The sequence below is a fragment of the Nocardia sp. NBC_00416 genome (genome assembly GCF_036032445.1).
GTDB lineage: Bacteria > Actinomycetota > Actinomycetes > Mycobacteriales > Mycobacteriaceae > Nocardia.
Genome location: NZ_CP107932.1, coordinates 5,025,364 through 5,046,418 on the forward strand (window position 1 = coordinate 5,025,364; position 21,055 = coordinate 5,046,418).

Consider the following 21,055-nt stretch of genomic DNA (forward strand, 5'->3'; position numbering starts at 1 on the left):
CTCCTATCCCCTGCGCCGGACCACGGCCCGTCTCGGCTCGGGGTGCTTCCTTCACCCACCGGACGGGCCTGTCGTCGACCGGCTCAGCGCTCCAGAATGGCGACCACACCCTGGCCGCCGGCGGCGCAGATGGAGATGAGCGCGCGGCCCGACCCCTTCTCCGCCAGCTGCTTGGCGGCCTGGGCGACGATCCGGCCGCCGGTGGCGGCGAAGGGGTGCCCGGCGGCCAGCGAGGAGCCGTTGATATTCAGTTTGGTGCGGTCGATCGAGCCGAGCGCGCCGTCGAGGCCGAGGCGCTCCTTGCAGTACTGATCCGACTCCCACGCCTGCAGCGTCGCCAGCACCACCGAGGCGAAGGCCTCGTGGATCTCGTAATAGTCGAAATCCTGCAGGGTCAGGCCGTTGCGGGCCAGCAGCCGCGGCACCGCGTAGGTGGGAGCCATGAGCAGGCCGTCGGGGCCGTGGATGTAATCGACGGCGGCGACTTCGCTGTCCACGAGGTGCGCCAGCACCGGCAGATTGCGCTGGGCCGCCCATTCCGCACTGGACAGCAGCACCGCCGAGGCGCCGTCGGTGAGCGGGGTCGAGTTGCCCGCCGTCATCGTGGCGTCGCCCAGCTTCACCCCGAACACCGGTTTCAGGGTGCCCAGTTTCTCCAGCGAGGAGTTCGGGCGCAGGTTGTCGTCGCGGGTCAGCCCGAGGAACGGGGTGACCAGATCGTCGAAGAATCCGCGCTCGTAGGCGGCGGCCATATTCTTGTGCGACAGGTAGGCCAGTTCGTCCTGGGCCTCGCGGGCGATACCGAATTCCTTGGCCGTGACGGCCGCGTGCTCACCCATGGACAGACCGGTGCGCGGTTCGGCATTGCGCGGGATCTCGATCCCGACCATGCCCGGGCGCAGCTGACCCACCAGCTTGAGTCGTTCGGCGTTGGTGCGGGCGCGGTTGATGTTCAACATCCACTCCCGCATCCGCTCGCTGACCCCGATCGGGGCGTCGGAGGTGGTGTCGGTACCGCCGCCGATCCCCGCCTCGATCCGGCCGGCCGCGATGGCGTCGCCCACGGTGACGATGGCTTGGAGGCCGGTTCCGCAGGCGAGCTGCAGATCGTGTGCGGGGGTGTAGGGGCTGAGCCGGCTGCCGAGCACACTCTCCCGGATCATTCCGTGCTCACCGACCCGCTTGAGCACCGCGCCGCCGGCGACCATGCCCAGGCGTTCGGACTGCAGGCCGAACCGGCTCACCAGTCCGTCCAGAGTGGCGGTGAACATGTCCTGGTTGGAGGCGTGGGCGTAGGCCTTGTCGGACCGTGCGAACGGGATGCGGTTACCGCCGAGGATGGCTACCGGACGGGTCGAACGGGATTTGCTGGTCACTCGGATCTCCCAGGTTGTCGAGTTGGCGAGAGGGTCGGGTGCTCCGGGCCCGGGCCGCGGTCCCCGCCGCGGCGTCCGACGCCCGCCCGCGCTCGGTTTACGATAAACTTACTCCGGAGTAAGTTCAATGTCGACACCGCTTCCGGCGACTGTGGGCCAGCTGACCTCCGGTCCCTGCCCTTTCCACAGGTCAGAGCCCGATGAGGAGATATGGCGGGCACCGGAAGACCGGTATCGGGGACTACCGGTACCGACACCACATCGAGCAACAGAAAAGGTGGGAACAGTGGCAGCCAAGAGCAAGGGTGCACCCAACCTCTACGGATCGTTCGTCAATTCCGCGCCGGGCGGGTTCCTCGCGAACAAGCTGGGCCTGCCCAAACCGGAGAAGCTGCGGCGCTACGTCGCCGGCGAACCCGCACTGCCGGGGCCGGTGCTACTGGGCGGCAAAGGCCGGGTCGCCGAACCGGTGCGCGCCCTGCTGGCCGACGACTACACCTTCGCCGATTCCCTCACCGCCGGAACCAAATACGGCGCGCTGGTCTTCGATGCCACCGGTATCGGCACCATCGAGGATCTGTCGCAGCTTTTCGAGTTCTTCCAGCCCGCGATGCGCAGTATCGCGCCGTCGGGCCGGGTCCTGGTCATCGGCACCACCCCGGAACTCGCCGGCAGCGTAGACGGCCAGATCGCGCAGCGGGCTCTGGAGGGTTTCACCCGGTCGGTGGGTAAGGAACTGCTGCGCGGCGCGACCGCGCAACTGGTGTACCTGCACCCCGACGCCTCCCCGGCGGCCACCGGTCTGGCCTCGACGCTGCGCTTCGTCCTGTCCGCCAAATCGGCGTTCGTGGACGGCCAGGTGATCCGCGTGGGCAAGGACGACGCGGTCGCACCGGCGAACTGGGACAAGCCCCTCGACGGCAAGGTCGCCGTGGTCACCGGCGCGGCCCGCGGGATCGGCGCCACCATCGCCGAGGTGTTCGCCCGCGACGGCGCGACGGTGATCGTGGCCGATATCCCGGCCGCGGGCGAGGCGCTCGCCGAGACCGCGAACAAGGTCGGCGCCACCGCGCTGGCACTGGACGTCACCGCGCCCGACGCCGCCGAACGGCTCGCCGAATTCGCCACCGAACGATTCGGCGGGATCGACGTCATCGTGCACAACGCCGGCATCACTCGCGACAAGCTGCTCGCGAACATGGACGAGGGCCGCTGGAACGCGGTACTCGGCGTGAACCTGGCCGCACCGCACCGGATCACCCAGGGCCTGGTGGCCGCGGGTGCGCTGAAAGCGGGCGGCCGCGTCGTCGACGTGTCCTCCATCGCCGGTATCGCCGGTAACCGCGGGCAGACGAACTACGGCGCCTCCAAGGCCGGGGTCATCGGCATGGTGAACGCCGAGGCCCCCGAACTGGCCGCCAAGGGCATCACCATCAACGCCGTGGCACCCGGTTTCATCGAAACCGCCATGACCGCGGCCATCCCGCTGGCCACCCGCGAGGGCGGCCGGTTGATGGCCTCGCTGAACCAGGGCGGCCAGACCGTGGACGTCGCCGAGACCATCGCCTTCTTCGCCAGCCCGGCGTCGAACGCGGTGAACGGCAATATCGTCCGGGTCTGCGGCCAGAGCATGATCGGCGCGTGATGACCGAGACCATCACCCTCGACGCGCCGCCGAAGAACGGCAGCCTCTATGTGAAAGCCGCACTGGGCGCGGTCCCGCTGCCCCTGGTATCCGCGCGCAAATCGGCCATCCCGGACCGGGAGGTGCGGCTCGACGGATTCCGGCTCGACCCGGACCATCTGGCCGCCTACTGCCGGGCCACCGGGCTGCGGTTCGGCGACACCCTGCCACTCACCTACCCGTTCATCATCACCTTCCCGCTGGTGATGAAACTCGTGGTGCAGCGGGACTTCCCGTTCGTCGCGGTCGGTGCGGTGCACGCGGAGAACCTGATCGAACGCACCCGGGACATCTCGCTGAGCGAGCCGCTCGACATCACCGCGCATATCGAGAACCTCCGCGAACACCCCAAAGGTCTGCTGGTGGACGCGATCAGCGAGATCCGGGTGGGCCGGGAACTGGTGTGGCGCCAGGTCACCACCTTCCTGCACCAGCAGAAGACCTCACTGTCGGGCGGGCCCAAACCCGAACCGAAACCGGACGAGGTTCCCCCGCCCCCGCTGCGGACTTTGCAGGTGGACCAGAAGACGATCACCCGCTACGCGAACGCGTCCGGCGATCAGAACCCGATCCACACCTCGGCATTGGGTGCCAAGGCGTTCGGTTTCCCCCGGGCCATCGCCCACGGGATGTGGTCGGCGGCAACGATCCTGTCCACGCTGGAGGGCCGGATCCCGGACAAGACCTCCTACGCGGTGAAATTCGGGAAGCCGATCCTGCTGCCGTCCACCGTGAACGTGTACGCGGACCAGGTCGAGCAGGGCTGGGACCTGGCGCTGAAGCATCCGAAGAAGGGGTACCCCCACCTCACCGCCACGCTGCGCTGAGCCGCCCGGGAGCTACACGCGAACCCCGCTCCGGAACTCTCCGGAGCGGGGTTTTCCGCCCTTGTAGAACTCGGCGGTCGACGCCGAGTTGCGCTCGGCGAGATCGGTCGACATGAGCGCTACCTTGTGACCGAGCATCCGGACAGCACTGTTGTTTGCTCGCCGACAACAGTTGTGAGTCTTCGTCCCGAATGTTGATCGAGTAGTCGCGGCACAGGTCACTCAATGTCGCCGGCCGGAATCACCAGGTTCAGAGCTGGCCGCGACGGCCGCGTGGCTATCCGTTGAACACCTGTTCGATGGTGTCGGCAGTGACGGAGCGACGGAGCCAGGTCCGGATCTCTTCTGGGCTGCCGGTCTCGATCTTCTGGATCGCCGCCCGGGGGAGCGAACCGAACTTGGTATCGAGAAGGTCGACCAGGGTCTCGGTACGCGCACGGGCCTCACCGCGGGCCTCACCGCGGGCTTCACCTTCGGCGCGGAGCCGTTCGGCGGTTGTCATCAATGCCTCCTTGGCTCGGGGGCCCAACTGCTCGATCACTGGCTGCGCAGCGGCATGAAGCGGTCGCTGCGGCTCTGATGTTCGATGAGCAGATAGATATAAGCGGGGTAGTCGTCGAGGCGAACGCGATACAACACGTCGCTATAGCGTGACCGCAACTGAGCCGAGACGAAACTGCCCGGCTGCAGGACCAGCTGGTTCCAGTCGATCCGGTGGGTGATGTTTTCCGGTAACGCGGAACGCAATTCGGAGGCTGCATCTACTGGGCGGCTGAGGACGTGACGGAAATAGGCGTCGTGTGGGTTCGACGGATCGGCGGGCACGGCCGCGAAACTACCCGGGAGGGCCGACACCTGAAATGTGCGGCACTCTGTCGCCGACCCGAGGCAGCGTCCGATGCCTCGATGCTCACCGCATCCGACCGATATGACCGACTCCGCCGGTCACCTGGGACGCCGCGCACCTGGCGGTTCCAGGTTCTGCTGCGCCACCGGCCCGGCACCGGATTCTTTCGTCATCGCTGACGTCACGGACGGGGGTGCGCGTTCGTCTGTTCGCGTGCTCGACGGTGACGTTCCACCTGCTCAACCGCGCGGTCGGCTGCCTCTTGCGTACGGCCGGCACGCCTGTCCCGATCTAACTCACTGGCGAAGTGGGCGGCCGGAATATCCGACACCCTTCCGCTCGGCCTGCTGGTCGAAGCGGTGGGCAAGGGCTTACCCGTGGTCGCTGTGCCGTTCTCGAACCGGCACAGCTGAGCTTTCCCGCTGTGCAGGACGCCATTCGCAAGCTCGCCGAGTGGGGCGTCACCATGCTCGTCGGCGAGGAGGTCTACGAGCAGCCCGAACCGGGCGCCGGCGAACGGTATATCGACCGCTTCCCGTGGAAAATGGCCTGGCGCGCGGCACTCGATCACCCGCGGCTCTCGATATCTGGCTGACCATCGCGCTTTGTGGTGAACCGTCTGCGGGTCTCATGGAATGCGCCGGGAGCGTGCGATACCGGGCCGCGACGGTGCGGGAGGCTGCTGCGGAAAACAAAGTGCCCCGGACCAGCGGCCCGGGGCACTTCCTGTGTGTTCTTATCTCAGAGGTTCTTCGGGAGTTTGATCGTCTCCGTCGGAGCGTCCGCGTCACCCTGGCGGGGCAGCGTGGTGGTCGGCGCTTCCGAGGCCGCGACCGAAGACCCGCTGGGCCGCCGGCCCGAGGGGCCGGTGGGGCGGGCCGGGTTGCCGGAACGGCCGCCCAGCACGCCGAGCGCGATACCGGCGATCAGCGCGAGGACACCGATGATGCCGAAGACGATCGGCAGCACCCGGCCGAAAAGCGACAGCTGGTCGATATTGTCCTTGGCCACCGCGAGCTGCGATTCCACCGTGTCGGTGTCGAAGACCATGTTCGCCTTGAGCGCGGGCACCTCCGGCTTGTCGGCGGTGCGGCCGTAGAAGATGTTCAGCTGCTCACCGCCCTTGACGATGGTGCCGGTCTCCGGCTCGACCCACACGTCGCGGGTGTTGCCGTAGAAGCGGTACATGGTGACCGGTTCCTCGCCGCCCTCGACGCCCCATTTGGCGGCGGGCAGTTCCAGCTGGTTGGTCGGGGCCTTGGAGACGTCCGCCAGCTTGGTCACCGGGACGTTCTGCCGGAAGTGGTAGACCTTGGTGCCGTTGATCTCGGTCTCTTCCAGGAACTCCATATCGGTGGTGGTCCGGGCGAGAACGTCGAAGTACGGGTAGGTCTTCTTCTCGGTGCCGATCGGGAAGCGGTACTGCAACCCGGTGTGCTGCACCGGGTCGGCGAGGCTCTCGCCCTTGCTGTTGGTGGTGATCGCGATCGAGCCGTTGGGGTCGGCGGCCACCGGCTCGCCGGACTTGCGGTCGATGGTGACCCGGTCGACGTAGGCGGTCAGTACGCCGGTGTCGCCCGATTTGTCGATCCGGCGCAATGTATTACCGGCCTGGATGGTCATCTCGTCCGCGTTCGACGGGTCCTCGACGGTGAGAAAGCGCTGGGAGACCAGCGGCACGTTCTCGTTGACCTCGGCCGAGCGTCCCGGAGCGGTCAGCGAAGAGGAGTCCAGGACCAGGCTTTCCTGGTCCTTCTGGTTCACCGCGACGGTGGTGATCTCGAGATCGAGGGGAGTTTTGGCCATCTTGCTGACGGTGTAGGTGGGGATCATCAGCGCGGCGACGATCAGCAACGCGCCGAGACCCACGAGCACGCAGGCGACCGTCCTTCTGGTTCCGGCACTCAGTGCCATGCAAAGTCTCCTCGTCGTAGAACACAGGTCGTTCCGCGGGTACAGCGGGACGCCGCGGCACTCGTGAGCCCTGACACTAACAGCCGGGAGGATACCCGGGCGTTGGCGAGGCCGGAATCGGACCGAAATCGGGGGGAGTCTAACCCGCATTGTGAAATACCGGCTTCCTCCACGCGGAAGCGGCCCGGCAGACTGGGACCCGATGACGACCACCCCGACCACCGAAACCGGCGCCGGGCCCGACAGCGGCCCGCCGCGGCCCGCCGCTGACCAGGCCCGGTCCGGCCGTGACCCGAACCCGCCCGGCCGAACGGCCGCGTCCCCGACACGTCAGCGGGGGTTTCTCCCCGCGCTGGAAGGTATGCGCGGCCTGGCCGCACTCGGCGTGGTGCTCACCCATGTGGCGTTCCAGACCGGCGCCACCGGCACACCCGTACTCGGCCGTCTGCTGGAACGTTTCGATATGGCCGTCGCCGTGTTCTTCGCGCTGTCCGGTTTCCTGCTGTGGCGCCCGCACGCGCTGGCCGCGCGTGGTCTCGGCGCGGCCCCCACGCTCGGGTACTACCTGCGGCACCGGGTGGCGCGGATCGTGCCCGCCTACTGGGTCGTGGTGTGCGTGGTCCTGATCCTGGTCCCAGCGGCCGCGGATACCGCGGGTTTGCAGGTGTGGGTATCGAATCTGCTGCTACTGCAGGTTTTCGTACCGCTCACGCTCACCGACGGACTCACTCAGATGTGGAGCCTCTCGGTCGAGGTGGCCTTCTATATAGTGCTGCCGCTGCTGGCGTGGCTGCTGCACCGGCTGCGCGGGCGCGCCGCCGCGGCCCGGGTTCCCGCGGTGCTGGTTTTCGGCCTGATCTTCCTGAGCTGGAACTTCCTGCCGGTGCCGACGCCCGACGCGATCCACGCCGACAATTGGCTGCCCGCTTATCTGCCGTGGTTCGCGGGCGGAATGCTGTTGGCCGAATTGGGATGCGACGACCGGCCGGCCCGGTGGCGGCGGATCCTGGGCAACCAACCGCTCATGTGGACGATCGCCGTCGCGGCGTTCGTGGCCTCGGCGACTCGGCTGGGCGGGGTCGCCGGGCTGACCCGGGCCGAGCCGTGGCAGTACGCGGCGAAGATGGGGCTGGGCGCGGTGCTCGGCTTCGCGCTGCTGGCGCCGCTGGTACTCGGTCCGCCGGGCGCACCGCATCGCTGGCTCACCGCGGCCCCGGTCGCGATATCCGGGCGCTGGTCCTATGGGATCTTCATGTGGCATCTCGCCGTACTGTCGGTCATCTTCCCCGTGTTCGGGATCTTGCCGTTCCAAGGAGATTTCGGGGTCGTCCTGGTACTAACGGTGGCGTTCACCCTGCCGCTCGCGGCGGCGAGCCACGCCCTGGTGGAAGAGCCGTGCCGGCAGTGGGCCCGGCGTCGGGACCGGCCGCGCCCGGCTCAGCAGGAACAGTCGCAGCCGCAACCGTCGCAGCAGTCGCAGTTACCGCAGGTGCTTCCGCAGTCCGAGCAGCAACTGCAGCACTCACAGCAATCGCCGCAACCCTCGCAGTTACAGCCCCGTCCGAACCAGGACTGCTGACGCTCGCCGCTGCACGGGCTGGTGTGTTCGGCGCAGCAGACATAACCGGTGCAGTACTGCGTGAGGATCAACTGGATCGACTCCCCGACACCGGGGCGGCGCGGTGGGGACTGCTGGTCGGCGGAGTGCGGGGTGAGCAGGTTCCGGTGGATCGACTCGCCGGGTGGCGGCGCGATGGTCCGGCCGATCCGGCGCAGCGCTGTGCTCAGCGGGTCCAGCAACGCCCAGCGCAGGACGGGCATCCGGGCCAGTCCGGCGGTGCGCAGGGCATCGCGCAGCGACCGGTCCGATTCGCGGATCAGCGCGTAGGCCTGCGCCGGTGAGGTACCGGTGGCGGTGAGTGGATTGAACCGATTCGCGGCGGCATCCGCTTCGTGATCCACGAGGGCGTCGGCCAGGTGCGCGATCCGGCCGAATTCCCCACCGGCGGCGCGGAGTGGTCCGGCGTTCTCCGGACGGTCGGCCAGGACCGCCGTATGCGCGAAGAATTCGGCGGCGCAGCGGCGGCTGGCCAGGGTGAGTTCGTCGAGCGCGGAAGCGTCGAAGGCGCCGGGACCGGCGGCGATCCGGTGTTCGGCGCCGGTCTGTGCCTCGATGGCGGCGATCAAGGGCGCGATATCGAGACCGATTGTGGCGGCGCGGGTGTGCGCGCCCGCCGACCAGCCGGCCGCCACCCGGCGCATCGGGCGGTGCAGCCGCGGACGGGTATCGCCGTCGTCGATATGGTCCTGGACTTTGGCGGAGCCCAGCAGCAGCGCGGCGGTGGCGGCGAGCTGGACCGGGGCCGAGGTGCCGACCGGCACCCGGGCGGTGCGCATACCGCGTAGCGGACAGGGCCCGGCGGTCCGGCGCAGGGCAGGCGCTCCGGCCTGCGCCTCGGTGAGCAGGGAGAGCACGATGGCATCGGTATTGGTGGCACTGCGGGCCACCTGCCCGTCGCCGTCGCGCAAGCCCAGGCACAACCCGCACATATGGGATTGCCAGAGCTCCGGGTCCACCCCGTGCCTGGCGGCGCCGTGCCGGCACGGCCGCAACATTCCGAACACATCACCCTCTCGGTCGGATGTGTCCTCCACACCATCCGTTCTGCGCTCGAAACTACGGAGTGGCCCCACCCGACGCAACCGGGAAACAGTGCAGCACAGCCAATTAGGACTATTCGGGCGGTTCGGCGGAATCCTCCGCGTCGGCCGACCCGGGTTTGCGCCCGGAGAGACCGCGCCAGGCCAGCGTATCCAGCAGGTCCACGGCTTCGGACACATCGATCCGGCCGTCGGCGACGGTATCGGCGATGGCCTCCCCCGCACCGATCACGGCGACCGCGACGATATCGAAGTTGGTGCCCGGGTCGGCGTGCTTGGCGCTGGACTCCAGGAGTTTGGCGGTCAGTTCGATCACCCGCTCCCGGGCGTTCTCGATCTCCGACGCGAAGGCCTGCTGGCCGAGTGCCTGGCGGTACAGGACCTGCCAGGAGTTGCGGTGCCTGTCGACGAAGCCGAGGAACCCCTCCAGCGCGGTGCGCAGTTGTTCGTGCGGGCTGAGCAGCGGGTTGCCGGCCGGCGCGACGGATTCGATGAAGCGCAGGCCCTCACGCTGGATGCACGCACGGAAGAGTTCGTCCTTGGAGCCGTAGTACAGATAGAGCATCGGCTTGGAGATCTCGGCCTCGGCGGCGATGGCGTCCATGGAGGTCTCGTGGAAGCCCTTGCGCGAGAAGACTTCGACCGCAGCGTCGAGCATCTGCTGCTCGCGCACCGCTCTCGGAAGCCTTTTCGTACCGCCCGCCATCACGTCTCCTACTGCAGTGAGCCCTTTATATTACTCCAAAGTAAGTTCCGCAGGACCGGAACCACCGGCCGCGATCCACTCGCGCCGGTGTTTTTCCGGGTGAGGGCCGGAAACCGATCCCGCACCGCCCGCGCCGTGCGCGGGCGGTCGCGACATCAACCGTCAGCAGGGACGTGGCACGTGCTTGTAATCGGCCATCCGCAGGACCGACGCGTCCACCCGCTCCATGGGCAGCCGACCGGCCGCCACCGCCTGCTCGAGATGATCGAGGACCCGGCCTACGGCATCGGTGCTGATCCACAGGGCATTATCGGCGCCCGCCACCAGGGCGGCCTCGACCGCCTCCTCGATCGAGAGCCGATCGGTGATGGCGGCCATACCGCTGAGGTCGTCGGTGAAGATCGGGCCGTCGAACGGCGCCGCGCCGTAGCCCGAGCCCTCGCGGAGCAGGCTCATCACCTCGGGGCTGATACTGGCCGGCACACCCGGAGTGGTCAGGCCGGGCACATCGAGGTGGCCGACCATCACCGCGGACCCCGAATCGACCAGTTCCCGGAACGGCACCAGATCCCTGGCGCTGAGCTCCGACAGCGGTGGAACCTGCACCGCGCCCAGATGGGAATCGCCGGAACTGGAACCGTGACCCGGGAAATGCTTGAGCACGGTACCGAGACCGACCTCGTGCATCGCCCGGATATAGGCGTCCGCGTAGTCGGTGACCACCGCCGGATCGTCGGAGAAGGAGCGATCGCCGATCACCGAATCGTCGGATTGCGAGCTCACATCGATATCGGGCGCGAAATCGACGGTGATACCGAGCTCCCGCATGGCGCGGGCGCGGTCCAGGGTCGCGGTGTAGAACTCGTCGGCGGTCATGGTCTGCGCGGTGACCCGGGCCGACGGCGCGGTCCCGATCAGGTCGCTCAGGCGCGATACCCGCCCGCCCTCTTCGTCGGTGGTGACCATGAGCGGCACCTTCGCCGCGCCCGCCACCTGTTCGATCCCGCCGTCGGACAGCATCGACAGATCGGTCCAGCTGCCGACGAAGATCCCGCCGACCTGATGGTCGCGCACCACCGCGAGGGCGTCGTCGACGCCGGTCACACCGACGGTGAGCAGCTGCGCGAGTTTCTCCCGGGTGCTGAACTGCCCGAGATACTCGGCGGCACAGTCACGTTCGGCCGTGGTGCTGGGGCCGGGCGCGGCGCTGGGCGCGGCCTCGAGGCTCCCGCCGCCCGGGGCGGCGGTGGTTCCGGTACCGGAGCCGCCGCCGTCACCGCCGGAGCAGGCTGTGAGGACCACGGCGAGCACCGCGAGCAGGACGAACGGTATCTTCCGCATCGTTCGACGGTAGCCCGCGCGCGGCAGCCGCGGAACCTCGGCTCGGCCTACCGACGGGGTAATCTGGAAACACCCGTCAGGAGTCCACCCTGGAGGTCGCCGTTATGCCCTGCGATCTGATGCTCATCGCCTACGACGGTTCCGAACACGCCAAACGCGCGATCGAATACGCCGGGCGTTTCCTCACCGCGAACCGGGCGGTGGTGCTCACCGCCTGGGAGCCGATGGTGCGCCAGGCCGCACGTATCTCCGGAATATCCGGCATGGTCCAACCGGAATGGGTGTCGGACGAGGAGATGGAGGACATCGCCTACACCACGGCGCGCGAGATCAACGCCGAAGGCGTGCACCTGGCCGGGCTGGCCGGGCTCAACGCCGAAGCCCGCACCCAGGACTACGCGAACAGCGCCTGGCAGGCGGTCGTCGACGTCGCCGACGAACTCGATGTGGACATCATCGTCGCCGGGACCCGCGGCGCCACCGGCCTGCGGGCGTTGGTCCACAGCAGCGTGGCGGACGCCGTGCTCAAACACTGTCACCGCCCGGTCTTCCTGGTGCCCCCGGTGCAGCGGGCCGATGCGCGAGCGGACGGACGCACCGATCACGTCGCGCAATAGCGTGGCCGGACCCGGGCACGGCGCTACGGTCGGATCATGACCGGGTTCCTGCTGGCACGACCCGACAGCGTGGTGCGCGGCACCGGTGTGCGCACCACCCACCGCGACCCGTGGCAGGCCGTACAGGCGCTGCGCGACGGAAACGCCGTGGCGATCGCCGGGGCCCTGCCGTTCGACCCGCGGCTCCCGGCCGCACTGGTCGAACCCGTCCAACTGCTGCACACCGCGGGCCCGTGGCGTCCGGCCGCGCTACCGGAACTGCCCCGGGTGCGCGTGGTGGACGAGACGCCGAGTCCGGCCGAACACCATGACCGGGTGGCGCGACTGGTCGAACTCCTCACCGAACCCGGTGCCCGGCTGCGCAAGGTGGTGGCGGCCCGATCGCTGCGCGCCGAAGCCGATTCGGCGCTGGACCCGCAGGTCGTCGCCGCGTATCTGCTGATCCGGCACCCGCAGGCGAACGTCTTCGCGGTCGACCTCGGGCCTGCCGGGCGCACCGGGGCGACGCTGATCGGTGCGAGCCCCGAGACGCTGGTGCAGCGGCGTGGGAGAGCGGTCTGGCTGTATCCGCTCGCCGGGACACTGCCGCGGCGCGCGGACCCGGCCGCCGATACCGCGCAGGCCGATCTGCTGGCGACGAGCGCCAAGAATCTGGCCGAACACGCGTTCGTCGTGGACTGGATCGCCGAACGGCTCGCCCCGGTGTGCGCCGAACTCTCGGTACCCGGACGCCCCGAACTCGTCGGCACCCGCGAGGTGTGGCATCTGGGCACACCGATCCGCGGGGTGCTGCGTGATCCGGCGCCCAGCGCGCTCGAACTCGCCCTGCTGTTGCACCCGACCCCGGCGGTATGCGGCACGCCGACCGCGGACGCGCTCGAGTACATCACCGCACACGAGGAGGACCGGGGGTTCTACGGAGGCGCGGTCGGGTGGTGCGACGTCGGCGGCGACGGATCCTGGGTGGTCGCCATCCGCAGCGCGGAACTGGCCGCCGACGGGCTCTCGCTGCGCGCTTACGCGGGCGGCGGAATCGTCGCCGATTCCGATCCACGCGCCGAACTGGCCGAGACCACGACCAAACTGGGCACTCTGCTCGGCGCCCTCGACTGCGCTGCGCCGCCCGACCCCGAGTGAACGGGTACCGCGGAGTAAGTCTCGCGCCCCGCCCGGGCGGCGGTTGCGGCCGACCCGGCCACACCCGTTATGGTGAAACGCTGGACGGTGCCTACCCGGACCCGCCCGGTCCTGCTAGGTTGGCCCAGATATCTGCCTGCCGCGAGTTTGGAGTGCTGCGATGAAGTTTGCTGTCCCCGGTGTTGCGAGTGCGGTCGGCGGCGCCCTGCTGGGCGCGATCGCGGTATTCGCCATCACCGCCGCGCTGCAGCAGAACACCCGGCCGGAGGTCGACCGCAGCGGTAACGCCGACAGTTCGCTGCTGAACAACGTCGAATACGGCAAGCGCTGAGACCCGACCCGATCTCGTACCGTCCCCGTCGGAGTCTTCCGGCGGGGACGCCGAACGCCTGACCCACGGTGCCCGATCAGTCCGATCCCGTCGACTCGGCCGACGTGGCCCACCGATCCACCCCGGACCCGGCGACCACCGGTGAGCTGGGCCGCCGCTGGTTCCTCGGAACCGCCTTCGCCGCCTTCCTGCTGACCTTCCTGCAGACTCCCGGCCTCACCGTCGCCGACACCAAATACGATCTGGCCGAGAATCCGCTCGGCTTCCTCACCCGAGCCGCGCACCTGTGGAGCAGTCAGGCGCCGATGGGCCAGGTGCAGAACCAGGCCTACGGCTACTTCTTCCCGCACGGCGCTTTCTTCGCACTCGGTGACCTGCTGCACCTCCCCGCCTGGATGACCCAGCGGGTCTGGTGGGCGCTGCTGCTGCTCGCCGGCTTCTGGGGTGTGGTCAAACTCTGCGAAACCCTCGGGATCGGCAGTCGCGGATCGCGAGTGATCGCGGCCGCCGCCTACGCGCTGTCCCCGCGGGTGCTGACCACCCTGGGCTCGATCTCCTCGGAAACCCTCCCGATGATGCTGGCGCCGTGGGTGCTGCTCGCGCCCGTCGCGCTCGGTACGGCCTATCGGCGGCACCGGCGCGGCGGTATCCGGTCCCCGGCCGGTAGTGCGGTGGCCTTGGCGCTGATGGGCGCGGTGAACGCGGTGGCCACGGTCGCGGCATTCCTGCCGGCGCTGCTGTGGTGGGCCAGTTTCCGGCCCAACCGCGCCTGGTGGCGGTTCACCCTCGCCTGGGTGCCGCTGCTCGCGCTGGCCGTGGCCTGGTGGGCGGTGCCGCTGCTGCTGCTGGGCCGGGTGAGCCCGCCGTTCCTCGACTACATCGAATCCTCCGGGGTGACCACCCAGTGGGCCTCACTGGGCGAGGTACTGCGCGGCACCGACAGCTGGACCCCGTTCGTGTCCCCGGAGCGGATCGCGGGCGCGGTGCTGGTCACCCAGCCCGCCGCGGTCCTGGCCACCGGATTGATCGCGGCGACCGGAATGGCGGGGCTGGCGCTGCGGTCGACCCCGGCCCGCGGCCGGCTGGTGCTGATCCTCTGCGTCGGACTGACCGGTATCTGCGCCGGTTATGTGGGCCAGCTGGGCGGGCCGTTCGCCGAACCGATCCGCGTCTTCCTCGACTCCGGCGGCGCGCCCCTGCGCAACGTGCACAAATTGGAGCCGCTGATCCGGCTGCCGCTGGTGCTGGGCACCGCCCAGTTGCTGGCCCGGGTTCCGCTGCCCGCGTCGGTGCGGCCGGAGGTCTGGCGCGCGACCTTCTCGAATCCGCACCGGGACCGCCGGGCCGCGGTCGCCATGCTGCTGCTCGCCGCGCTCGCGCTGTCCACTTCGCTGGCGTGGACCGGCAAACTCGCCCCGCGCGGCGCCTACGGCGATGTGCCCGTCTATTGGCAGCAGACCGCGGACTGGTTGCGGGACAACGCCGCCGACACGCGTGCGCTGGTGGTGCCCGGCGCGCCCTTCGGCAGCCAGGTCTGGGGCTTGACCAGGGACGAACCCTTACAGGCGCTGGCCGAAACCCCGTGGGCGGTACGCGACGCGGTCCCGCTGAATCCGCCCGGCGCGATCCGCGCGATGGATTCGGTGCAGCGGCTCATCGCCGACGGCCGGCCCTCCGACGGATTGGCGGCCGCGCTACGCGGGCAGGGCATCGGTGTGCTGGTGCTGCGCAACGATCTAGATCCGGACACGTCCCGATCGACCCGCCCGCTGCTGGCGCACAGCGCGGTGGAGGGATCGCCGGGACTGCGCAAGGTCGCGGAATTCGGTGAGCCGATCGAACACGATCCCGACAGCGACGATTTCGTGGCCGACGCGGATCTGCGGCCCGAGTATCCCGCGGTGGAGATCTACCGGGTGGAGGCGCCGGCGCCCGGCGTCCCGGCCGAGATACGCAGTGGGACCGGAGCACCCGGGCAGTTCCCGGGTGCATACACCGTCCCGCTCGATTCGGTACCGGTGGTACAGGGCGGGCCGGAGGTCCTGGAACGCCTGCACCGCGACCCGGCCACCGCGCACGAACCCACCCTGTTGGCTGCCGACGCCGCCGCCGCGGGATTGCCGGTGGGACCGGTGACGGTGACCGATACCCCGATGAACCGGGAAACCGACTTCGGCCGGGTCGACAACCACAACTCCGCCCTGCGCGCACCGGGCGACGCCCGCCACACTCACAATCTGGTCCCCGACTACGACGTTCCCGGCGCCGAACGAGTGCAGGGCGGCTGGGCCGACGCCACCATCACCGCCTCCAGTTCGGCGGCCGACGCCACGCAGATCGGTGGCGCCGCGCCCGGCAACTCGACCGCCGCGGCGGTGGACGGTGATCCGGCCACCGCCTGGATGAGCAATGCGGGCGAGTACGCGCTCGGTCAATGGATGCGCATCGATCTCGGCAAGCCCTTCAAGTCCGGGCTGCTGCGGTTCACCACCACCCCCGCCGCCATCGGCGATCCGGTGAAATGGGTGGAGGTCCGCACCAACAACGGCAGTGTGTCGGCACGGATCAGCAAACCGGGCGAACCGGTTTCGGTCGCGTTGCCGGTGGGATCCACCGACTGGGTGAAACTCACCGCGATGCGCACCGAACGCGGCACCACCGGCGGCCAGTTCGGGATCAGCGAACTGGGTATCGACGACTACACGGTGCGTGACGCCCCGGTTCCCGTCGATCTCCGCCATCGCAGTGTCCTGCCCGCGACCCCGCCGGATGCCACGGTGGCGAGCTGGGACCTGGGACAGGAATTCCCCGGACGCAGTGCGTGTTTCGACGCTCCCGACCGGGTTCGCTGCGGTAAAGGCCTGGCCTTGGCGCCGGAGGAGCCGGGCCCGTTCTCCCGGACCCTGTCCGTCCCGGCGCCGGTCACGGTCGACCCGCGACTCATGGTCCGCCCGCGACAGGGTCCCGCGCTGGAGGCCCTGCTCACCGATCCGGCGCGCCCGGTGGCCCGCGGCGCCTCCGATGTGGGCGATCTGCGCGGCTCGGCCTTCGCCGCCACCGACGGTGATCCGCGCACCAGCTGGACCGCGCCGGAAGACACGGTCCGCGACACCCTGGGTCCGAAACCGACTCTGACGATCGAACTCCCGCAACCCACCCTGGTGACCGGATTGGAGTTGACGCCCTCGCTCGGCGGCCTGCCCGCGGCGCCGACCTCTGTCGCGGTGAACCTGGGCAACGGGCCACAGGTGCGGGAAATCGAAGAGCCCCAAGAGGTCTCCCGGATCGAACTGCATCCCACGGTGACCGATCGAATCGAGCTGAGCATCCGCGGCTGGGAACCGGTGCTGGATCGGACCGCGCTCGGTTACCCCCAACCTCAGCCGCCCGGACTGGCCGAGATCGGCGTATCGGGCCCGGAGTATCCGCCGCCGGCACCGGCGGACCGGCCGGTGACCGTCGGCTGCGATATCGGCCCGACCATCGCGGTCGGCGGACGGGTCGTGCACACCAGCGTGACCGCCACGGTGGGCGAACTACGTTCCGGCGCACCGGTTCCCGCGCAGCCCTGCCCGGACGTCCCGCCGGGGGCCGAGGACGCCGGGGCGGCCGTCCAACCGGTTTCGCTGCCGACCGGCGCGGTCGATGTGCTGGTGGCGCCCTCGGAGCTGTTCTTCGTGGACCGGTTGCGGCTGGTGAACACTCAGCCGGGACCGCCCGCCGCCGCGACCGGGACGCAGCTGCTGACGCTCCCGCTGAGCACCAACACCGGCTGGTCGGCTCATAGCGCCGATGGGCGCGAACTCGAACCGATCGTGGTCGACGGCTGGCAGCAGGGCTGGCTGCTGCCCGCCGACGCCGCCGGGCCCGTCACCGTGTCCTTCCCGGCCGACCGCTGGTACCGACTCGGCATCTTCGGCGGTCTGCTGCTGCTGATCCCGCTGCTGGCACTCGCGGTCGTGCGCGGGCCCCGCCGCGATCCCGCCGATCCGGCGCCGGAGGTCCGCTCCTCGCGGGTGCTCGGCGCGCTCGCGCTGGTCGCGGCGGCGACGGTGATCGCCGGCGCGGTCGGCGCCGTGCTCACGATCGCGGGCCTGGCCGCACTGCGCTTCTCCCCTCGGTTACCGCGGCGCGCGCTCGCCGCTGTCGCCGGGATCGGCACCGTGCTCTCGGCCGCCGCGCTGTCGACCGGACCGTGGCGCATGCCGGGCGGATACATGGGCGATTCGGTATGGGTCAATTTCCCCGCACTGGTCGCGGTGGTCGCGGTCGGTCTGGCCGCGCTGCCGGGGATCAGGCCGGAGCCGCCACCGGACGGCGGACCGCCGCCCGGATGACCAGTATCGCGACGAGCGTCGTGGTCACCCCCGCCACAGTGGCAGCGGTCGCGATGAGTCCGGTGACAGTCGTCGCCAGGGTCAACATGAGGACCACCTCGAGCGCCAGCCCCGCCCACGCGAGTCCCGCCAGCGCCGTCCGGTTCACCGCGATCGCCGACAGCAGTGCGCCCTGGAGCACCGCGAGTATCGCCCCGTGCAGAGCGAACAACCACAGCAGGCCTTGGATCGGGGCGTAGTCCTGTCCGGCGAACAGGGGTGCCAGCGGCGCGGCCACCGCGGCGCCCAGGACAGCCAGCACACCGACCCCGGAGAGCACGGCGAGTGCCGACCGCACCGCCGACCGCGAGGAAGCGGGTTGCGCCATCCTCGGATAGAGCACGACCCCGACCGCCTGCGGCAACCAGAACGCGATCTTGGTGGCGATGGTCCCCAGGGCGTAGCGGCTGGCGTCCGGTTCGTCCAGCACGATCCGGACCACGATCAGATCCGCGGAGGACAGCGCCATCAACGCCGCCTGCACCTGCGCGGCCTGGAGCACCGCGAGCACTCCGCCGAACCCGCCCGCCACCCGGCGTTTCCCCACGCCGACGACCGGAGCAGCGGTATCTCCCGCCGATTCGAGCGTGTCGCCGCCGGACCGATCGCCGTCCCGGGCGGCTCCCGCCACCACCCGCGCGTACACCGCGGCCGCGGCGATACCGCCCGCGGCAGCCCACAGCGCCGGAGTCGCGCCACCGCCGCAGGCCAGGACCACCAGTGCCGGAAGCACTTTCGCGATACCGGTTACGCCGAGCACCACCGCGAGCCCGCGGAACCGCTTGGCCCCCTGCAGAACCCCTTGCTCCCCGGCCAGTACCACCAGCGCGGGCGCCGAACCCAGCGCGGCCGCCGCGGCCCCGACTCCGACCTCGAGCACCATGCTCACCAGCGGCACCAGCACCGCCACCGCCACGGCCACCAGCAACGCACAACGCCAGCGCAGCACACGCAAGGCGGCGATATCGGCCCCGTGCACGAGCTCCCGCGCCACCACGTTCTGCAACGCCAGCGCGGGCACCGCGCACAGCAGCTGCACGGCGAGCAGGCTGGCGAACTCGCTGTACCCGGCCACACCGAGCCAGCGCCCGGCCAGGAGCTGCAGCAGGTAACTCGCGATATTCGCGGTCATCGCGCCCGCGGTCACCAGGGTCATGTCCGCCACGGCGGGAAGACGGCGAACGGACTGCACGTGCGCAAGTCTCCCACCCGGCCCGGCGCGGATACCGGTCCGCCCCGGCGCGGCGAACGAACGTAGGGTGTCTGGCCGTGGGTGCGCAACGAACTGGCCGGTGGACGTTCTGGCTCCCGGCCGCTTACAGCCTGCTGCTCACACTCCTGATCACGGCGCCCCTGCTGCGGCCCGGTTACCTACTGCTCCGCGATGCCGTCAGCACCCCGCGCTCCTATCCGACCGACGCCGCCCTGGGCCTGGGCGACGCGGCACCGCGTGCCGTACCCCAGGACGGACTGCTGGCCGCGCTCTCGACGGTGATCGACGGCGGTCTGCTCGTGAAGATCATCCTGCTGGCGGCGCTCTGGGCCGCCGGCTACGGCGCGGCCGTCCTGGTCCGGGAACTACTCGGCGTCCCGCTCGTCGCCCAACTGGTCGCGACCACGCTGGTGGTCTGGAACCCTTTCGTCGCCGAACGACTCCTCCAGGGGCACTGGAGCCTGCTCACCGGCTACGCGGCGCTCCCCTGGACCGCGCTCGCCGCATTTCGGCTGCGGACCACCGCCCGGGCTCGGATCGCGCCGAACCTGCCCGGTCCCTTCCCACCGAGCGCGGGCCACGCGACCGACGAGCGCGGTGAAACCACCCCGCGAACCGACGCCGATCCGACCGCCGCCCCGCCCCGCTCCGACCGCTACCGGACCTGGGCCGCGCTGGCCGGTTGCCTGGCCGCGGCCGGCCTCACCCCGACCGGCGCGCTGCTCGCCGGGATCGTGGCCGTGACGGTCGCCGGGTGGCGACGGCTCGCCGGAGTACTCACCCTGGCCGCGCTCGCCTCCATTCCATGGCTGACGGCCACCGCCGTCTCGGGTGTCGCGGCCGAGCCGTCCGATCCCGCCGGGGTGACGGCCTTCGCCGCCCGCGCCGAACCCTGGCTCGCGACCGTGGGCAGCCTCGCCGGGCTGGGCGGTATCTGGAACGCCGAGGCCGTGCCGGGCTCGCGGACGACACCGCTCGCCGCGATCGCGACTGTCCTGCTGCTGGCCGTCGTGCTGCTCGGTATCCGGCGGGTGGCCGCGGCGGACGGCGATCCCGGACGGACCCGGGTCCGCCGGATCCTGCTGGTTCTGGCCGCGGCGGCAGTCGTGCTCCCGGCGCTGGCGGCCACTCCGCCGGGGCTGGCGGTCATGGAATGGCTGGTCGTCGAGGTGCCCGGCGCCGGGCTGCTCCGGGACACCCAGAAGTTCGTGGCGCTGGCCGTGCCGGGGTACGCCCTCTGCGCCGCGGCGGCCTGCCTGAGATTCTCCGACTCCGCACGAGCGAAGTGGAGTATCGGGTCCGCCGGCGCGGATCAGCCGTCCGAGGGCAGCGCCGAAAGCCGGACAGACGACGACAGCGGATCCGCGAGTCGCCGCGCTCCCGCGGGCGAGGCGCCCCGCTGGGCTCCCCTGCTCGCCGTGCTGTTCATCGGAGCGCTCACCTTCCCGCTGCTGGATCTGGGCTGGGGCGTGAGCGGGCAAATGCGCGCGATCGACTACCCGGATTCCTGGAGCGAGGTCGCCGGACGAATCGACGGGCCCGGGGATATCGCGGTCCTACCGGGCGGCATGTTCCGTCGCTTCCCGTACTCCGGGTCGGCCCCGGTCCTGGATCCGGCACCGCGGATGCTGCCGCGCGATGTACTGCAGACCGGTGCCCTGCCCGTCCGCGGCGAGACCGTGACCGGCGAGGGCGCCCGCGCCCAGACCGTCGAGGATCTCCTGCTCACCGGCGGCCCGGCAACCGAACTGGCCCGGCTCGGGGTTGGGTGGGTCGTCGTCGAGCAGGACACCCCCGGCCCGCACGGGGATTCGGCGGCCACCCTCGCCCAACTGCGGCAGGTGCACAGCACCCCCGAACTCACCCTCTACCAGGTCCCGGATGTGCACCCGCGTCCCGCGCCGGAACACCGATCCCTGGTGGTCGCCGCGCATATCCTCTGGGCGCTCCTGCTGATCGCTCCACTCGTCGCCTACGGGTACAGCAGCCTGGCCCGGCGATTCGAGCACTGAGATCGACAGATCC

General features: G+C 70.1%; 16 protein-coding genes and 1 pseudogene. 9 read left to right on the plus strand and 8 right to left on the minus strand.

Annotated features, from left to right (window positions below):
- Nucleotides 1-83: 83 nt before the first annotated feature.
- The gene (locus OG804_RS21610) at nt 84-1,376 is read right to left on the minus strand and encodes an acetyl-CoA C-acetyltransferase (RefSeq protein ID WP_328389284.1); all 1,293 of its coding nucleotides are present in this window, start codon (nt 1,374-1,376) and stop codon (nt 84-86) included.
- 286 nt (nt 1,377-1,662) lie between these two features.
- On the opposite strand from OG804_RS21610, the gene OG804_RS21615 reads away from it, so the two are divergent.
- Entirely contained in the window at nt 1,663-3,021 is a 1,359-nt protein-coding gene (locus OG804_RS21615; RefSeq protein ID WP_328389286.1) for a 3-oxoacyl-ACP reductase, read from the plus strand.
- Nucleotides 3,021-3,887: a MaoC family dehydratase gene (locus OG804_RS21620; RefSeq protein ID WP_328398589.1), complete on the plus strand. Its 867-nt coding sequence runs from the start codon at nt 3,021-3,023 to the stop codon at nt 3,885-3,887. Before OG804_RS21615 ends, OG804_RS21620 begins: the two co-directional genes overlap by 1 nt.
- A gap of 277 nt (nt 3,888-4,164) precedes the next feature.
- Here OG804_RS21620 and OG804_RS21625 read toward each other — a convergent pair whose 3' ends face one another.
- The gene (locus tag OG804_RS21625; RefSeq protein ID WP_328389288.1) at nt 4,165-4,389 is read right to left on the minus strand and encodes a hypothetical protein; all 225 of its coding nucleotides are present in this window, start codon (nt 4,387-4,389) and stop codon (nt 4,165-4,167) included.
- 35 nt (nt 4,390-4,424) lie between these two features.
- A complete protein-coding gene (locus tag OG804_RS21630) occupies nt 4,425-4,712 on the minus strand; it encodes an Rpn family recombination-promoting nuclease/putative transposase (RefSeq protein WP_328389290.1) in 288 nt (95 codons plus the stop codon).
- Between the two features lie 446 nt (nt 4,713-5,158).
- Here OG804_RS21630 and OG804_RS21635 point away from each other — a divergent pair, with 446 nt between their 5' ends.
- Nucleotides 5,159-5,329, plus strand: coding sequence for a hypothetical protein (locus OG804_RS21635; RefSeq protein WP_328389292.1), 171 nt, complete (start codon nt 5,159-5,161; stop codon nt 5,327-5,329).
- A gap of 146 nt (nt 5,330-5,475) precedes the next feature.
- Here the strand turns inward: OG804_RS21635 and OG804_RS21640 are convergent, their stop codons facing one another.
- Nucleotides 5,476-6,648, minus strand: coding sequence for a DUF3068 domain-containing protein (locus OG804_RS21640; protein WP_328389294.1), 1,173 nt, complete (start codon nt 6,646-6,648; stop codon nt 5,476-5,478).
- Nucleotides 6,649-6,850: 202 nt separating this feature from the next.
- On the opposite strand from OG804_RS21640, the gene OG804_RS21645 reads away from it, so the two are divergent.
- Nucleotides 6,851-8,227: an acyltransferase family protein gene (locus OG804_RS21645; RefSeq protein ID WP_442941595.1), complete on the plus strand. Its 1,377-nt coding sequence runs from the start codon at nt 6,851-6,853 to the stop codon at nt 8,225-8,227.
- Between the two features lie 326 nt (nt 8,228-8,553).
- Here the strand turns inward: OG804_RS21645 and OG804_RS21650 are convergent.
- The 3 genes and pseudogenes from OG804_RS21650 to OG804_RS21660 form a co-directional block, all read right to left on the minus strand.
- Nucleotides 8,554-9,489, minus strand: a pseudogene (locus tag OG804_RS21650) (DUF5685 family protein); the annotation flags it as partial.
- On the minus strand, nt 9,383-10,015 hold the full coding sequence (locus tag OG804_RS21655) for a TetR/AcrR family transcriptional regulator (protein ID WP_328389296.1): 633 nt from the start codon (nt 10,013-10,015) through the stop codon (nt 9,383-9,385). The gene OG804_RS21655 and the pseudogene OG804_RS21650, both read right to left, overlap by 107 nt.
- Nucleotides 10,016-10,177: 162 nt before the next feature.
- Complete coding sequence (locus OG804_RS21660; protein ID WP_328389298.1) at nt 10,178-11,356, minus strand: glycoside hydrolase family 3 N-terminal domain-containing protein; 1,179 nt, start codon at nt 11,354-11,356, stop codon at nt 10,178-10,180.
- Between the two features lie 104 nt (nt 11,357-11,460).
- Here OG804_RS21660 and OG804_RS21665 point away from each other — a divergent pair, with 104 nt between their 5' ends.
- The 4 genes from OG804_RS21665 (at nt 11,461) to OG804_RS21680 (ending at nt 17,778) form a co-directional block, all read left to right on the plus strand.
- Nucleotides 11,461-11,973 (plus strand): universal stress protein, encoded by a 513-nt coding sequence (locus OG804_RS21665; RefSeq protein ID WP_328389300.1) that lies wholly within the window; start codon nt 11,461-11,463, stop codon nt 11,971-11,973.
- Between the two features lie 36 nt (nt 11,974-12,009).
- On the plus strand, nt 12,010-13,110 hold the full coding sequence (locus OG804_RS21670; RefSeq protein WP_328389302.1) for an isochorismate synthase: 1,101 nt from the start codon (nt 12,010-12,012) through the stop codon (nt 13,108-13,110).
- 160 nt (nt 13,111-13,270) lie between these two features.
- A complete protein-coding gene (locus OG804_RS21675) occupies nt 13,271-13,441 on the plus strand; it encodes a DUF2613 domain-containing protein (protein WP_327149153.1) in 171 nt (56 codons plus the stop codon).
- A gap of 104 nt (nt 13,442-13,545) precedes the next feature.
- Complete coding sequence (locus OG804_RS21680) at nt 13,546-17,778, plus strand: alpha-(1->3)-arabinofuranosyltransferase (protein ID WP_442941897.1); 4,233 nt, start codon at nt 13,546-13,548, stop codon at nt 17,776-17,778.
- Here OG804_RS21680 and OG804_RS21685 read toward each other — a convergent pair.
- Nucleotides 17,735-18,949 (minus strand): polysaccharide biosynthesis protein, encoded by a 1,215-nt coding sequence (locus OG804_RS21685; RefSeq protein ID WP_328398595.1) that lies wholly within the window; start codon nt 18,947-18,949, stop codon nt 17,735-17,737. The two genes, OG804_RS21680 and OG804_RS21685, sit on opposite strands and share 44 nt — an antisense overlap.
- A gap of 137 nt (nt 18,950-19,086) precedes the next feature.
- On the opposite strand from OG804_RS21685, the gene OG804_RS21690 reads away from it, so the two are divergent.
- Nucleotides 19,087-21,042 (plus strand): hypothetical protein, encoded by a 1,956-nt coding sequence (locus OG804_RS21690; RefSeq protein ID WP_328389306.1) that lies wholly within the window; start codon nt 19,087-19,089, stop codon nt 21,040-21,042.
- Nucleotides 21,043-21,055 lie beyond the last annotated feature (13 nt).

Bases quoted from the DNA above. Each gene is read 5' to 3' on its own strand.
- OG804_RS21685 (WP_328398595.1), bottom strand. From the start codon at position 18,949: ATGACCGCGAATATCGCGAGTTACCTGCTGCAGCTCCTGGCCGGGCGC.
- OG804_RS21670 (WP_328389302.1), top strand. From the start codon at position 12,010: ATGACCGGGTTCCTGCTGGCACGACCCGACAGCGTGGTGCGCGGCACC.
- OG804_RS21645 (WP_442941595.1), top strand. From the start codon at position 6,851: ATGACGACCACCCCGACCACCGAAACCGGCGCCGGGCCCGACAGCGGC.
- OG804_RS21665 (WP_328389300.1), top strand. From the start codon at position 11,461: ATGCCCTGCGATCTGATGCTCATCGCCTACGACGGTTCCGAACACGCC.
- OG804_RS21625 (WP_328389288.1), bottom strand. From the start codon at position 4,389: ATGACAACCGCCGAACGGCTCCGCGCCGAAGGTGAAGCCCGCGGTGAG.
- OG804_RS21655 (WP_328389296.1), bottom strand. From the start codon at position 10,015: ATGGCGGGCGGTACGAAAAGGCTTCCGAGAGCGGTGCGCGAGCAGCAG.
- OG804_RS21640 (WP_328389294.1), bottom strand. From the start codon at position 6,648: ATGGCACTGAGTGCCGGAACCAGAAGGACGGTCGCCTGCGTGCTCGTG.
- OG804_RS21660 (WP_328389298.1), bottom strand. From the start codon at position 11,356: ATGCGGAAGATACCGTTCGTCCTGCTCGCGGTGCTCGCCGTGGTCCTC.
- OG804_RS21675 (WP_327149153.1), top strand. From the start codon at position 13,271: ATGAAGTTTGCTGTCCCCGGTGTTGCGAGTGCGGTCGGCGGCGCCCTG.
- OG804_RS21620 (WP_328398589.1), top strand. From the start codon at position 3,021: ATGACCGAGACCATCACCCTCGACGCGCCGCCGAAGAACGGCAGCCTC.